The 15,975-nt window shown below is 37.8% G+C and carries 12 protein-coding genes; 6 read left to right on the forward strand and 6 right to left on the reverse strand.

Translation table 11 applies throughout. The annotated features are described in order from the left end of the window. Positions 1–190: 190 nt before the first annotated feature. The gene (locus ACTJIV_RS06595) at positions 191–1,267 is read left to right on the forward strand and encodes a sensor histidine kinase (RefSeq protein ID WP_223559230.1); all 1,077 of its coding nucleotides are present in this window, start codon (positions 191–193) and stop codon (positions 1,265–1,267) included. After that, positions 1,264–1,989, forward strand: coding sequence for a LytR/AlgR family response regulator transcription factor (locus ACTJIV_RS06600; RefSeq protein ID WP_440626424.1), 726 nt, complete (start codon positions 1,264–1,266; stop codon positions 1,987–1,989). The genes ACTJIV_RS06595 and ACTJIV_RS06600 overlap by 4 nt, the downstream gene beginning before the upstream one ends. 1 nt (position 1,990) lies before the next feature. Here the strand turns inward: ACTJIV_RS06600 and ACTJIV_RS06605 are convergent, their stop codons facing one another. Further along, the gene (locus tag ACTJIV_RS06605) at positions 1,991–2,617 is read right to left on the reverse strand and encodes a class I SAM-dependent methyltransferase (protein WP_440626426.1); all 627 of its coding nucleotides are present in this window, start codon (positions 2,615–2,617) and stop codon (positions 1,991–1,993) included. A 175-nt stretch (positions 2,618–2,792) separates the two neighbouring features. Beyond that, positions 2,793–3,527 carry a DNA-formamidopyrimidine glycosylase family protein gene (locus tag ACTJIV_RS06610; RefSeq protein WP_440626428.1) on the reverse strand — a complete coding sequence of 245 codons (735 nt, stop codon included), beginning with the start codon at positions 3,525–3,527 and terminating at the stop codon, positions 2,793–2,795. 70 nt (positions 3,528–3,597) lie between these two features. On the opposite strand from ACTJIV_RS06610, the gene ACTJIV_RS06615 reads away from it, so the two are divergent. After that, positions 3,598–4,953 (forward strand): deoxyguanosinetriphosphate triphosphohydrolase, encoded by a 1,356-nt coding sequence (locus ACTJIV_RS06615; protein WP_111955093.1) that lies wholly within the window; start codon positions 3,598–3,600, stop codon positions 4,951–4,953. 60 nt (positions 4,954–5,013) lie between these two features. Here ACTJIV_RS06615 and ACTJIV_RS06620 read toward each other — a convergent pair whose 3' ends face one another. Beyond that, positions 5,014–5,361 carry a DUF4377 domain-containing protein gene (locus ACTJIV_RS06620; protein WP_223559234.1) on the reverse strand — a complete coding sequence of 116 codons (348 nt, stop codon included), beginning with the start codon at positions 5,359–5,361 and terminating at the stop codon, positions 5,014–5,016. 136 nt (positions 5,362–5,497) lie between these two features. On the opposite strand from ACTJIV_RS06620, the gene ACTJIV_RS06625 reads away from it, so the two are divergent. Then, a complete protein-coding gene (locus ACTJIV_RS06625; protein WP_440626430.1) occupies positions 5,498–7,519 on the forward strand; it encodes a hypothetical protein in 2,022 nt (673 codons plus the stop codon). 143 nt (positions 7,520–7,662) lie between these two features. Continuing rightward, positions 7,663–8,118 (forward strand): lipocalin family protein, encoded by a 456-nt coding sequence (locus ACTJIV_RS06630; RefSeq protein ID WP_440626432.1) that lies wholly within the window; start codon positions 7,663–7,665, stop codon positions 8,116–8,118. A gap of 102 nt (positions 8,119–8,220) precedes the next feature. Here the strand turns inward: ACTJIV_RS06630 and ACTJIV_RS06635 are convergent, their stop codons facing one another. The 3 genes from ACTJIV_RS06635 to ACTJIV_RS06645 all read right to left on the reverse strand — a co-directional run bounded on the left by ACTJIV_RS06635 (position 8,221) and on the right by ACTJIV_RS06645 (position 12,729). Then, on the reverse strand, positions 8,221–8,574 hold the full coding sequence (locus tag ACTJIV_RS06635) for a DUF962 domain-containing protein (RefSeq protein ID WP_111955027.1): 354 nt from the start codon (positions 8,572–8,574) through the stop codon (positions 8,221–8,223). A 125-nt stretch (positions 8,575–8,699) separates the two neighbouring features. Continuing rightward, positions 8,700–10,376, reverse strand: coding sequence for an APC family permease (locus ACTJIV_RS06640; RefSeq protein ID WP_440626435.1), 1,677 nt, complete (start codon positions 10,374–10,376; stop codon positions 8,700–8,702). Positions 10,377–10,488: 112 nt separating this feature from the next. Then, positions 10,489–12,729: a CocE/NonD family hydrolase gene (locus ACTJIV_RS06645; RefSeq protein WP_440626437.1), complete on the reverse strand. Its 2,241-nt coding sequence runs from the start codon at positions 12,727–12,729 to the stop codon at positions 10,489–10,491. 237 nt (positions 12,730–12,966) lie between these two features. Here ACTJIV_RS06645 and ACTJIV_RS06650 point away from each other — a divergent pair, with 237 nt between their 5' ends. Next, positions 12,967–15,930, forward strand: a complete 2,964-nt coding sequence (locus tag ACTJIV_RS06650) for a tetratricopeptide repeat protein (protein ID WP_440626439.1) — start codon at positions 12,967–12,969, stop codon at positions 15,928–15,930. The last annotated feature ends 45 nt before the right edge of the window (positions 15,931–15,975 follow it).

Below are 15,975 nucleotides of genomic sequence, written 5' to 3' on the forward strand. Positions count from 1 at the left end.
CATAAAAATTCAGGGCAAAGGAAGATAGAATAATAGAGCAGGAATTTTTTTTTATACCAAACCGCTTCTATTTTATACGAAATCCTTATACTTTATAATTCGTATAAAAAAATGCAGGGTTTGTATAATATTGTGGGGACTTCTTGCGTTATTCTCTATTTTTGTTCCGTATTAAAACCGGCAGAATACTATGAAATACAGCGCACTAAAATTTAAGGAAACACTTGTCATGGACTTTCTGGTTGAAGACCGGTTTAAGTTCCGCAGGCACCTGCTGTTCCTTATTTTCTTTTTCTTCCTGCTGTACAGCGCAAGATTCTGGCATTGGTATTCCGGAATTTATCAGTATTATGCTTTATTGTTTGTATATGCTATACTGATTGTAATGGTATATATTAATATCTATGTTCTGGTGCCAAAATTTTTCTTTAAAACAAAATATATTACCTATCTGATTCTTCTGGTGCTTATGGGAGTGATCGGATTGAATATGATAGGTAACGGTTTTAAATTTTTTTTTGAAGATTTCAGAGTGGAAAATATTAAGAAGGAAGGGGAGAAGGGCAGCATCTATGAAGGGATATTAATGTGCATCCCGATTATTTTGACCACAACTACAGTGAAGCTGCTTCAGAAATGGATCAATGATACCAAAAGAATAACCGAGCTCAACAATCTTACCTTGCAGATGGAGCTGAATGAACTCCGCAACCAGATCAATCCGCATTTTCTCTTTAATATGCTGAATAATGTAAAAGCGCTTACAAGAACAGATCCTGAAAAAGCATCCGCAGTAATTGTTAAACTTTCAGAGTTTTTAAGGTACCAGCTGTATGAAAATGGAGAAGAAAAAACCCTCCTGACTTCGGAAATAGATTTTCTGTCCAATTTCCTTAATCTTGAAAAAATAAGAAGAGAAAATTTTTCCTTTGATATTAATGCAGAAACAGAAGGCAGAACTTTAAAAAGTACTTTTATTCCTCCCAACTTATTTACCACTTTTGTTGAAAATGCTGTAAAGCACAGTGTAGATATCAGCAGTAAAACATCGTATGTGACAATACATATAAGTGTTGAAAACAGAAGTCTCCATTTCACCTGCACCAATTCAATGAATCCAAGCCTGACTATATCCAGTACAAACTACAGCGGTCTGGGACTTGCCAATATTAAAAGAAGGCTCGAGCTCCTCTACGGAAACACCTTCAGCCTGGAAATCATTTCAGGAGAAAAAGAATACACCGTTAACTTAAAAATTCCTGTATGAACTGTATTATAGTAGATGATGAACCTTTGGCAAGAACAGAAATGCGTTCGCTGATTAATGAAACATCAAAAGCCGAAATCCTGGGAGAATTTTCCAATGCTCCTTCAGCTCTGGATTTCCTTAAAACAAATGATGTAGATCTTATCTTCCTGGATATCGAAATGCCAATGGTAACCGGGTTGGAATTTGCCGAAATGCTTCCCAAAAAGTCCCTGATTATTTTCACCACAGCCTATGCCCAGTATGCCTTGAAAAGCTATGAACTGGAAGCTGTAGATTATCTGCTGAAGCCGATAGACGCCAAAAGACTGGATAAGGCTATAGAAAAGGCTGTTCTTTACACAGAGCTTTTATCCAAAGACACCATAAAAAATACAGTAGAATCCAATACGGCAGATTTTTTATTCATCAAAGCAGACCGGAGATTCTATAAGATCAGCTTTTCAGATATTAAATTTATAGAAGGTTTGAAAGACTATGTTGTCATCCACACCAGGCAGCAGAAACTCATTACAGCCATGAACCTGAAAACCATCCACCAGAAAATTTCGTGGGAAACCTTTCTTCGCGTAAGCAAATCTTATGTAGTCAATTTTGATTTTATTGATTCATTTGATAATCATAATATCTATATTGATGAATCTGAGATTCCCCTGGGTGAAGTCTACAGATCCGATTTTTTCACAAAATATGCCGGTGGATTTCTGAATTCTGAGGGATAGATTACCGCTTTCGTCCTGTAAAACGGATCACAGAACCTGTTCCGTTGTGAAATAAGCCTTCACTGAGTTCTATTTCTTTTTCTTCCAGCTCTATAATATCATAATTGGGAAAATCAGCTTTGATCTCATCCATTGAGAATAACGACCCAATATCTTTGGGGCCGCCAACCTTCTCATTTTTGGTTACATAATCCAGGTGATTTTTGCTGAATGCTTCAAAAATAATAATTCCGCCTTTACGCAGATACCGGTCCAGCATCTGATGAACAGAAGATTTGATTTCAGCCGGAAAGTGTGCATAAATAAGAGCAATGGTATCAAACTGGTCCGTCTGAAAGTTCAGGGCCTCAAGCTCACCAATCTGATAGTCAATCACTACGTTTTGACTTTCAGCAAGCCGTAGCGCTTTACTTTTACCTTCGTTGCTGATATCAAAAGCGGAAACCTTCCATCCTTTTGTTGCTGTAAAAACAGCATTCCGGCCTTCACCTTCCGCGGGAAACAGGATAGTGCCGGGGTCTAATTTTTCTAACTGTTCTTTTAAATAATTATTGGGCTCTGTTCCGTAAGCGAATTCTTCACTGCTGTACCTGTCATTCCATCTGTCAAGCCATGTATTATCTGTCATTTGTAAGAATGTAAGTGTTATTTGGTTATTTGTTGCTCATCAGTCACTGATGAATCATAGTTTTCATTGAAGACCCAAATATAGGATGTTTCCAGCCGTTTCCGTGAATGGAAAAAGCACTGGTGAAAATAGATTTTGTAAATAGGTTTTTGAAATGAAGGCTGCCGTAAATTTTTTAATAGAGCTTCTGATCCTTTTCGCAGTAGAAGCTTCGCCTTTTTCCCAGTCCCGTCTGTTTCTTCACGAGTTTCTGCCCGCATTTCGGACATGTTGTTTTGGTATGGACGAGCCAGTGTTTCTTTAAAACAAATTCCCGCTTCCATTCCAGGAATTCAAAACTGTAATTTCGGGCTTCAGCGATAAGTTCCTTGAGTTTTTTTGCAGGCAGATTCCCTATTTTACTTTCCGGCTGAACGCCAATTCTGAACAGAACCTCGTTTTTGATAATATTTCCCACACCTGAAAAAATATCCTGATCCATCAGAGCATCACAGACCATCATTTCCGGTTTGGATTTCAGTTTCTTTTCTGCTTTTTCAGGATTCCAGATATCACTCATGACGTCGGCTTCCCAGTCTATCCCGGATAAAAATTCTAACTCTACAGATTTGACGGAGCAGGTGTAGAAATAGATGCTTCCGGTTTTGAAATGAATTGACAGGCGCAGGCTTTTATCCGGTTTGGTCTGTTCATCAATACTGTATGATCCGAACATCAGCAAATGAATTCGAATAGCTGTATTGTCTAAAACAAGATATGTCTGTTTTCCGAATGTGCGGATTTCGCGAAGTGTTTGGCCAATCAGTGGTTCTTTCTCGAATTTGGCATTGCCTGAAGCTTCCGTTACTTGATGTCCGGTAAACGGCTGCAGGTTTTCTTTCATTAAAATAATGGATGGTCCTTCAGGCATGGCTTTACTTTTCAACAAAAGTTCAAATACTATTCCGTAAAAATAAAATTTGGAGTAATTTTGAAAAATGATGAATTTAAACCAGATTTTCACGAATCAGCGTACAGGAAACAATCCGCATACTAAAGCTTCAAGAACTGATTTTCAGAGAGATTTTGATAGAATTATCTTTTCTTCTGCTTTCAGAAGGCTGCAGAATAAGACTCAGGTTTTTCCTCTTCCCGGGAGTGTTTTTGTGCATAACAGACTGACACACTCACTGGAAGTTTCGTCAGTAGGCAGAAGTTTAGGAAGCATTATCGGGGAATTTATCTTTGAAACCTATAAAAATGACCTTACGGAAGATTCTAAAAATTTTTATCTTCATAATTTAGGAAACGTAATTGCTGCGGCATGTCTGTGTCATGATGTCGGAAATCCGGCTTTCGGACATTCCGGGGAAGATGCAATTGCGAGCTATTTTGAGAGGAATGAAAAGGATCTGAAGCTGAAATTTAATGAAAAAGAATGGGCAGATCTTGTTAATTTTGAAGGAAATGCCAATGCTATAAGAGTTCTGGCCCAACGTCAGCAGGGAAAAGATGATGGAGGAATCCAGCTTACTTTTTCTACTTTAGCGAGTATTGCAAAATATCCGTGTGAAGCCGTTGCCAGGAAAAAAGGGATCATTCACAGAAAGAAATTCGGGTTTTTCCAGAATGAGAAAGATATTTTCCTTGAAATAGCAAAAGCAACGAATCTGATCTTGGAAAATGAAGAACCTTATATATTCAAAAGGCATCCTTTCGTATGGCTTGTAGAAGCTGCAGATGATATCTGTTACAATATTATTGATATGGAAGATGCACACCGATTGGGAATTGTATCCACTGCAGACTGTGAGAACCTGTTTTTTGAACTGATCAAATCTGAAAGCAATGATACGGACAGGGTGAAAAATAAGCTGGCTTCCATTTCCAATGAAAATGAAAAGATCTCTTACCTGAGAGCAAAAACGATTAATGCCCTGATCAATAAATCCCTTGAAATTTACAAACATAATTTCGAGAACATCCTTCAGGGAAATCTGGATAACGGTCTCCTGGATATTTATAAATCAGAGAACCGCGCCCTGCAGGACATCGAGGCGTTCTCCATTGAAAAGATTTACAATCATAAAGCCGTAGTAGAGATTGAAAATGCCGGTTACAATGTAATGTATGAACTTCTGGATCATTTTATTCCCTCTATTCTGAAACCTGAGGATGAAAGAAAATCTTATGATAAAAAAGCATTGAAACTGCTTCCGAGACAATTCGTTTACGAAGAAGGAACGGATTATCAGAAAGTACTTGGTGTGGTAGATTTCGTTTCAGGAATGACTGATAATTTTGCAACCGATCTTTACAGAAAGATCAAAGGGATTGATATAGGAATGACGGTTTAATCTGAGCAACAATAAACATTCAAAATAAAAACTCCCGGAATTTTCCGGGAGTTTTGTGTATTATTTCTTGGTTTTGGAAACCTCTTTGATCAGGGTGTATTTTATAGAAGATCCGTCGGCTGGAGGATTGGCGATTTTCTCGGTCTTTACTCTCAAAACGTATTCGTATCCCGGCTCATAAGTAAATCCTTCAATATTTGTATAGAAATTCGTCCAGCTTTCCGATGCTTTTTCTTTTACCTGCAGGCATTTCATTGGGGCTACTCCTGTACAGTCTGCAGTTTCAGGTCCTACGATGAAAGTTTTTTCATCTGCTCCGGCAGTGTTGGCTGTCGTGGTACATTGTGTCATTGCGAATAGTGCTACTGCAGGAACAGCGCTTTTTAGAATGTTTGCGATAATTTTCATAAAACTTTATTTTACATCTTGGTTCCAATTACTGTGCCGAAGTTTTTGACGCAGTTCTTCTATTGTTTTTTATTTTTTAATTATTTAATTTGAGCACTTCTAAAAATTTAACCAAAGACAATTACCAGAATATACTATGAATAATCCAATTCACATTGAAAACTACAAAATTCAGAAACCTGAAGCATGGGCTGGAAATATAGAAGATCATGAACTGATTGATAAAATAAAAGACTCTGAATTTTCCAGAAAACAGATTGATGAAGGAAGAGATTACTGTTATTTTCTTGATAAAAAATATTATACAAGCAATACTGAAAACAGCGAATATGTCTGTATGGCCTATACCCTTAATGAGCCGGTGAATCTGGAGCGGGCTTCTGTTTCGGAGGTTATTGTGGAAGAAAATGAAGTCTACAGTATTCACAGGATCAGTGTTTTGAGAGACGGTGTACTGATCGATAAGATTCCGGATACTAAAATAAAAGTATTGGACAGCGAGAGCCAGAGCAGCGGCGGAGTTTTAAGCAGTAATAAAAAGATCAATATTACCATTAAGGATCTGAGGCTTTACGATGTACTGATTCTCGAAGATTCGCGGTTTAAAGCATTTACAGAACGAGATTTTCTGAGAAAAGAATTTTCAAAATATGTCTGGGTAAGTCCGGATAATTACTGGGCATACGGAAACTTTAAGTTTACATTTATCAATGACCGGGAAGAGAATATTGCTTATAAAAAGACTTTTTTCAGAGATGAACAAGGCAATGTTTTGCAGCCGGAAATCCATTATCTGAAAAAAGGGGAGAGGTTCGTTATAGAAGAGGATAATTACACTAATTCAGTAGATGCGAGTCGTGAAATTTTTCCGTTTATAGATTTTGCAACCGAAAACAGCTGGAAAGAGTTGTCCAATTATATTGCTCCGATTTATGAAGAAATGTTCAGCACCTATTCCTTAAAGGATTTTGCGCCCCATCTTGCTGAGAAGCTGGATGCGATTGCTAGCCTGGATGAAAAGCTGCAGTTTGCCATAGAATACGTCCAGAATCATATTTATTATATTTTCAATGCCGATGAGATGAATGGGCATAAGCCTCAGGAACCCTCAGTCACGTATGAGAATAAGCAGGGCGACTGTAAAGCAAAATGTGTTTTACTGAAGGTTATTTTAAATTATATCGGCGTTGATTCTTCGGTAGTCCTTGTGAATTTTCATACCGACTATTATATTAAATATTATTTGCCTTCACTGCTTAGCTTTAATCATGTGGTGGTAAAGATTGACTATAAAGGGCAGGAATACTTTGTAGATGCTACGGTTCGTGATGAATTCGGACTGATAGAAAACCGTGGCTTTATCTACTTTATGCATTATCTCGAAGTAAAACCGGATCAGGTACTTCAGGAAAGAAAATCATATAAATTTCCGTATTACTGTATTGATGAAAAAGTTGAGTTTAACGCTCAGAATACAACGGGTCGTCTGAAATTGACCACAACATATAAAGGAAACCGAGCCAATGCGATGAGAAGGTATTTCAAGACTACCAACAAAAGGGAAATCGTAGACAGCTGGAACAGTTTTCTGTTTTATGGTCTTAATTACTCTGGCGACAGAAACGGAACAGATATTAGAGATATTTTTAAAGATGCTACCATTGATATTGTGAGCGATGATAAAAAACTGAATGAATTCAGGATCCAGTATACTGCGACAGTAGAAAATCCATATTACACAGATCCCCAGAAAAACCGGTTCTTAATGTATTTTGATCGTAATGTCATTAAAACAAGCGCAAGGGATTTTATACATAAAGATCTTCCTTTCTGGCATAACTTCGATAGTGAAAAGTATGAGATAAGTCTGAATACAGATCAAAAGATTGATACCCAGGAAAAATATACCGTCCAGGAAAGTACGATAAGCAATCCTTATTTTGAGTACAAAAGCCGCAAGAAAATTACTAAAAATGGGGCTACGGTTTTTATAGAATACAATCCTCTGGTGAATCTTGAAATTCCGCAGGATCAGTTTGAAAAATTCCGTGAAGATCATCATACAATAGCAGACAGTAATTTTGGATTAGGAATTGACATTATCGAACCTGGCCTGATGAATATGATCAAGTTTAACTTTAAGAAAAAGTTTAAATAGATTGATATTTAGTATTTTAAATTTTTATACTTAAAGTTTATATTTAAGATTGATTTCTTATTTTCGGCGGCCGGAGGCCGCCGAAAATAAGAAACTTTCTCTCTCAAAATGTCTCAAATAAAAGAAGTACAATTGTATTAATAATGAATAAAATATACATAGGAATACTGTTTTTAACGGTCAGTTCCTTTCTCAGTGCCCAACAATTAAAGAAAGAGGATATCACAGGATTCTGGAAACTGAAAGAATCCGGCTTTTATGAAAATAAGGAAAAAGTAATTAAGGATTTTGACAATTGCCGCCTGATGAGAAACTATTCCATAAGAGAAGACGGTTTTGCCATCTATAATTATGTAGAAGGAAGCTCAGGAAACTGTATGCCTTCTGAACCCAGGCTTTCGTTCTGGAAGATAGTGGATGACAGGCTTCAATTCTATGTTGAAGGTCAGATTCTTGAAGAAGTAACTGTTACATTTAATAAAGACGAAACGGTTACATTTTCAACATACAGACCGGAACATACCAAAGTGGATGGAGATGCTTTAGCAGAGAAAATAATGAATACCATTCATTATGATATTCTGGAAAAACAATATTAATTCACCACTAAAAAACAGGACATTTTTAAAACTTAAAGGTAATTTAACTAACCCTAAGTATTAGATTCAGGCGGTGACTTTTGTTATTAAAAATAAAGACCCCTACAAATTCCCGGAATCCTCTGTTTCCTTTGGCACCGGAGCTATCCCTCTGAATTTCTGTTTACCTATTAATAGCTCGAAAAACAACCTGAAATCAGAGATCAACGACCAGAGCGGATATTTGAAAGTAGCAGGTTTATTTTTTTCTATGACTGCGTGGCTGAACCAGGCAAAGCCATAACCAAAGATCGGAATGTACCACAGAAACCGCTCCTTTCCTGAACTGATGACATACCAGATCACAAGAAATACCAGAAGTGTTCCAATGAAATGAAAGATCCTTGTTCCTGTTTTACTGTGCTCGGTAAGATAGAACTGATAAAATTCCCCGTAAGTTTTTATTCTTCCTGACATGGCAATATTAGTTATAGTTTCAGATAAAATCTATGCAATAATTCTGCCGATTTGATGAAAAAATAAAAGGCAAATTTGCTGATCTGCGAATTTGCCTTTTATTATATGTCTTTTATATTGTTTTTTTACGCTGCTTCTTTTCTGAGCTTACTGTTTTTATAACCGTAGCAGAAATAGATCACCAGACCTAAAGCGAACCAGAGTCCAAACCAAAACCAGTTCTCATGGCTCATTCCGGTAAGGAGGTATAAACAGGAGCTTAAACCAATTAACGGAATTAAAGAGAAGTTCTTGATAAAGGTAAAGATACACAGTACCAGGTTGATCAGAATGAAAACGAAGATAGAAGCTTTGAATTCACCTTCTTTAGGATTGCTCCAGTCCATCAGGTTGCTAAAGAATTCCGGTTGCCAGAAATAGAAACCTATTAACCCACCGATAAAAATAACCGGGAATATGAATTTACCGTTAATATAAGGAAGGTGGAATCTGCCTTTGATCTTCTGTTTTGCAGGAAGCATTAAAACTCCGGCGCATACCAGTACGAAAGCGAAGATCGTTCCGATACTTGTGAAATCGAGGATGAATGTTTTATCTGTAAAAAGAATAGGAACGCCTACTGCAATACCCGTAACAATAGTTGCAAATGAAGGTGTTTTATACTTTGGGTGTACAGTTTTGAATTTTTCAGGCATCAGCCCGTCGCGGCTCATCGCATACCAGATCCTCGGCTGCCCCATCTGGAACACCAATAATACAGTGGTAATGGCAACAATAGCTACGAAGGAAACCACAAGTTCCATCCAGGCCACATTGGCGTTCGATTTTTCGAATATGAATGAAAGCGGATCTCCAATACCGTCAAATTTCCTGTAATCCACCATTCCTGTTAAAACCAGTGTTAGAGCAATATAAATTACCGTACAAAGTACAAGAGAGATGATCATTCCTTTCGGAAGGGTCTTCTGAGGATCTTTGGTTTCTTCGGAAAGCACACTTAATGCATCAAAACCTATGTAGGCAAAGAAAACTCCTGATACAGCACTCATCACCCCCGCAAAACCATTTGGCATGAAAGAAGCGACCTGTGTTTCCGGATTTACCGGCGTCCAGTTATCCGTATTGATATAAGCAAAACCTACCAGGATCACTAAAACAATGACCGCCAGTTTTAAAATGACTAAAGAATTATTGAAGTTTTTACTTTCTTTCACCCCAACATAACAAAGCCACGTAATGAGACCGTTGATCACTAATGCAGGCACATCAACGATGAATTTCAAACTGCCGATCAATGGGGCAGATTTCCATGCGTTTAAAAGCTCTTTATTCTCAGAACCGTTCTGAAAAGCTTTTCTTGCTTCCGTATAGCTGCAGGTAAGATAATCGGGAATATGCATTCCCAGACGTTCCAGGAAGCTGGTGAAATAGTCGGACCATGAAAAAGCCACATAAATATTACCAAAAGAATACTCCATGATCAGGGCCCATCCTATTACCCATGCGATCAGTTCTCCGAAACTGGCATAAGCATACGTATAGGCAGAACCGGCCGTAGGAATTCTGCTCGCAAATTCAGCGTAGCATAATGCCGTAAAACCACAGGCAAAACCACAAATCAAATACAATAGAATCACTCCGGGGCCGCCTCTGAAAACCGCTTCACCTAAACTGCTGAAACTTCCTGCTCCAATAATGGCCGCAATACCAAAAAAAACAATATCCCAAACACCTAAAACCCTTAAAAGGCTTGTAGAAGTATCTGTTTCTGAATAGTTTTTCCTTCTAAAAAGTTGATTCATTCAATATTTATTTGAGTTTGAAAAAAAGCAAATGTAATGATTTTTTATTTTGGTGCTGGCTGTAATCATAATATTTCGTTAAAAAGACTGAGACTATAAGCGTTAATGGCCTTTATTCTTGATAAATAGGTATTTCCACATAGCTGTCGTTGTACCATTTTATTTCCAGCGGCTCACCGGAATCTTTTATCGTTTCATCGCTTACATCTTTGCCCGTTCCATAATTGATCTGCCAGCTTGGGCTTTTATTGACGCCAACCAATAGGGCAAGTCTGCTTCCTTTTTCTATTTTTTTGCTGATGAATATTGAATTTTTTATAGGGATCTGTTCTATTTTACCGGGTTCAAGTAGCTGGCGTAAAGCATTGTTTTTTGCATAGCTCGCTCTTACAATATGGGTTGATAACAGGAAAGCTTTGCCATCCGGCTGTATCTGGTACAGATATGTATCCGTATCAAAGTCTTTTTTGTTAATGAAAACATTGAAGAATCCGGCCGGGTTTCCACTGATAATAAGATCTTTGTCCAACACTTCGCTTTCAAAATACATCGAATTTGTGGTTTTTATACTGTCTGTTTTGCTTACTGGATGATAAGTATCTTTTTGATCCCGGTTTTTAAAATCAACGGTCTGTTTAGTGAAGCTTTTCTCTGCCGGCGGATTAAAAACAGATGAACTGCCTTTACGGTCCTGAAGATAAAACTTAAGTGTTGAAGTGTGCATTTTTTCAAGAGTAGGAGCATGTTTCCATGTATTGGTATTCATTACCTGAAAGTTGATTCTGTCTTTTAGAAGAGCTGGTTTTTTGCCGTTTTTCAGAATATAATCAAACCATGAAAAAGCCAGGTCGTCAATGCTTATTCTGGCTGCAGGATCTATTGGTCTGCCATTAACGAAAGTAAATCCAAAACTTTGTGCACCGCCATGATCATATGGGCCCATTACCAAGTAATGATTGGCATTCTTATTATATTGATGATGGGCCTTAAAGTAGGACATTGCACCAATTTGATCATCATCATAATATCCTGTAGTCGTTAAGATAGGAATATTGATATTCGCAAAATCTTCCTTATAAGGAACCATTTTCTGCCAATATTGGTCGTAACCCGGGTGATCCAGCCATCTTTGAAATATCCTGTTAGGCTTGCCGCTGATGGTATCCAAAGCTCTGAACGATCTTCCGCTTTTGTACCATGCCGTATTGATAGAATCCCATTTTGTGAAATTATTAAAATCCGCTTCGTCAGTAAGCTTATTGTTGGTCACATAATTAATCCACTGTAGCATATAGCTCATGAATATATTGTTTTGGGCAGGGTAGTCTATTCCAATTCCTACAGCGACCTGTGGGACAATTGTTTTTAAGGCAGGGTGCAATTTCTTCACCGCTGCCCACTGGCTGAAACCTAAGTAACTTCCGCCGATCATTCCGACTTTACCATTGCTCCAGGGCTGCTTGCTTACCCAATCTATAACTTCATAAATGTCCTGTGATTCATGCTCAAAAGGATTGTTTTCATCATTGCTGTTTCTTTTGCCACGGGTATTTACAACAGCTCCTACATAATTGTAAACGGCAGCTCTTTTTCCAAAATATGAATCAAAAGGTCCGGCATAGATATTATTGGTAAGAATAACAGGAAGTGGAGCCGGGTTTTCCTTTTTTCTGACAATAGTGATCGTCAGGGTATTTCCGTTTTTGGTTTTCAGATCCTTTGTTTCGGTAATGAATTTTTCCTGGTCTTTTAACTTCACTAACTGTACAATCTGAGGCTTGGTGCTGGAAAAAGTCTTATAGTTTAAATAGCTTTTACATAACGCCAGAGCCGAGGTATAATCTATGCTATCCTTATCTTTCTGCTTGTTCAACGCTTCTTTTAATAATTTCCTGGAAGCAGGAACATCTCCATCAACAGCAATACCCACTTTGGTGATCAGTTGATCAGGAAGGCCTTCATACTTTTTATTGAACGCTTTTTGAAGCGCATCAGGAAAACTTATTTTTTTCTTCTCCTCAATCAGTTTTGCCAGGCTGTAAAATTCGTAGGCAATGAATTTATTTCCTGCCATATTATGGTCTGCAAATTCCTTACGGTAATCTGCTAATGTTGTGATAGATGTTTTATAGTCTTTGGCGACCATCTGCAGGCGTAGCAGGTTATCTAAATAGGCAAGCTTATTGGTTTTTTTTAGCTTCAGCATTGGAGCCTGAGTGATCAGTTTTGATGCTAGCTGGGGCATTTGTTTTTCCAGAACCACGGAGTCTGTAACTGCCGTTTTGGGGAAGTAAAACTTCTGGGCATGCATCAGATTGACAAATATTAATGCTAAAAGTATCTTAATTTTCATAATATGGTATGTTTTTAGCTGCTGTAGAATGAGGATTAAATCAAAATATTTTATGATAATTCTATATTGATATCTATTTAACTTTTATGATACTAAAGTAATCATTTTTTATCATCAAATAGTGAAATGCATTCAATAGATATTTTGGATTATTAAACCTTTTAAAACTTGCTTAAACAATAAGTTTTTAATATTTTCGTTAACTTATATAGACTAATCTTTTTATTCAGAAAAAGAATGAATTCAAAAAAAATCCTTCTCTCAGCTGCCGTGCTTTATTTCGGAACTTCCGAAGCGCAACAGTCACAGTACTTTACACAGAAAGACAATTACAGATTCAACCTCGCAGAAAATCTTTATCAGACCAAAATATACAATGCTTCCCAGTTCGAATATGCCAGACAATACTTCTATAATCAGAATTTGTCCAAATCGAGAAAGGAAGCAGCGCAGTTTTTTGATAACGTGATCGGGGTGATTCTGCAGAAAAACCATGCGGAGGAAGGATTAACGGCCTTCATGAAAGAATATCCTAATTCAGCCTATTTTGCTCAGGCTAATTTACCGCTGGCCGATTATTATCTTGCTAAAAAAGATTTTGAAAAAGCGTTAGAGACCCTGAAAAAAGTAAATCAGTACCAGCTTTCAAAAGAAGAGAATACACAGTATATTCTGAAGCTGGGCTATGCTAAATTCATGATGGGCGATACCAAAGGGGCTACAGATGCTCTAGAGGAAGCCTATAAAACAGCTGATGAATCCCAAAAAGGAGATATTGCTTATATGCTGGGTCACCTGTATTATTCCAACAGACAGAGCGATAAAGCGTTTCAATACTTTGATTCTGTAAAAGACCAGCCTAAGTTTTCTAAACTGGTGCGTCCTTATTATGTACAGATGTATTATAATGATAAGAATTATGACCAGGCAATTACCGAAGGAACCGCCCTCCTGAACGAGGACATTTCTGAATCTTACAAAGCTGAGGTTCATAAGATCATCGGGGAAAGTTATTTCATGAAAAATGACTACACTTCGGCATATCCACATCTTAAAGATTATTTGAGCGTACAGCAGAATCCTTCTGAAAATGACCTTTACGAAATGGGATTTGTAGCCGCTCAGCTTAAAAAATATGATGAAGCAGTTTCGTATTACAACCAGCTTATCAACAGCAATTCGGCGCTTGCACAAAATGCTTACTATCAGTTAGGAAATGCTTATCTGGCAGTTGATAAAAAGCAGGAAGCCCTTTCGGCCTTCCGTTCTTCTTACCAGATGGATTACGATGCCAAGGTGAAGAAATTAGCTCACGAACAGTACGCAAAACTAAGCTACGATATTGGGAACCCGTTTGAAAGTCCTTCTGCGGTAATCCAAAATTATATCAATAACAATCAGAATGATGCGAATGCTCCTGAAATGAGATCGCTTCTTGTGAAATCCTATTTATATTCTGGAAACTATAAAGAAACCTTGAATGCAATTGACAGACTTCAGGATTCTACTCCGGAAATCAATAAAGTGGATCAGGAGGTTTCCTATTTGTTGGGGACGGAAGAGTTCAACAAAGGAAATTATGATGAAGCTGAAAAATATTTCCTGAGGAGCTTAGGGTTCAATATCAATAAAGAATTTTACAACAGAGCATTATATTGGTTAGGACAGGTGTATTACCAGAAAGGGAATTATCCGTCTGCCATTACCCGCTATGAGAAACTCCTGACCGAAAACTTCCCTGAAAAACAGCAGCTGCCTTATGATTTAGGCTATGCCTATTTCAAAGCTAAAAAATTCGACCAGGCGCAGACTTATTTCAAGCAGTATCTGGGCAATCCGAAACCTGAATTTAAAAATGATGCGGAACTCCGCCTGGCAGATATTCATTATGCGAACAATGACCTGAACGAGGCAATTGCGATTTACGATAAGAATGAAGATGCTACGGACTATACTTTATATCAAAAAGCAATGGCTTTAGGATTTAAAGGGGACACACAGGCAAAAATCACCAATTTAAAGAATCTTTTATCCAAATATCCGGATTCTGAATATTATGATGATGCTCAGTATGAAATGGGAACAGCTTACGCTGCCCAGGATGATTTTGCCAATTCCAATGATGCTTTTGCCAAAGTGATCAAAACATCTTCGGATAAAGACCTTATTGCAAACGCCTCTATTTACAGAGCGCAGAACTATATTGACCAGAACCAAAACGATAAAGCGCTTTCTGAGCTTAAATCTTTAGGAGAGCAGTACAAAAATACAGCGTATGCCGAGAAGATTGTTCAGGCAGCGAAACCTGTTTTCACGAAAAACGGAGACGTTTCAGGATATGAAAGCTTTGCAAAAAGTATCGGCGTGAATGTAGATGCTTCTGAGATTGATGAAATTAATTTGTCTACCGGAAAACAGTATTTCACTAAGAAGGACTACAAAAATGCTATTTCTTACTACGAAAAATATTTAACGCAGAATCCTACCGGGGAAGGCCTTTACCAGGCTAAATACGAGCTGGGTGAAAGCTACTATCAAACCAATAATGCTACGAAAGCACTTCTTGTTCTTCAGGAAGTGGCCTCGGTTCAGAATGATTACCAGGATGATGCACAGACCCGTCTGGCACAGATCTCCATCGCTCAGGGGAACACGGCAGAAGCCAAAAAATACCTTGAGAATCTCAAAAACTCTTCAGATATCAGCATTAAGAACTATGCGAATGTAGAGCTCATGAAGATGTACGCGGATGAGAAAAACTTCTCTCAGGCTGAAAAACTGGCAGATGCAGTGATTGCCAATACGAAAAACTCTGCTGCAGTTATTGAAACTGCGAAAGTAATCAAAGCGAGAAGCTTAATGAATTCAGGAAAAGATAAAGATGCACAGTCAGCTTATAGTACTCTTGAAAAATCATCCAATACCTCGGTAGCGGCTGAAGCATTGTATGCAAAAGCGTACTATCAGAATAAAGGAAAAGCATTCAAATCTTCAAACGAGACCATCTTTAAGCTGGCCAATAATTATGCATCCGAAGACTATTGGGGAGCAAAAGCTTTGGTACTGATGGCTAAGAACTACGTTGGGCTGAAAGATAATTATCAGGCGAGCTATACATGCGATCAGATCATCGAGAACTATAAAGATTTCCCGGAGATCGTGGCAGAAGCAAAAGAGGTTAAAAAGCAGATTAAAAAGTAAAGTGTATAAAGTATAATGTAAAAATGTACAAAGTCCAGTAAATAC

Origin of the sequence: Chryseobacterium sp. 22532 (assembly GCF_052044665.1) — a bacterium.
GTDB lineage: Bacteria > Bacteroidota > Bacteroidia > Flavobacteriales > Weeksellaceae > Chryseobacterium > Chryseobacterium lathyri.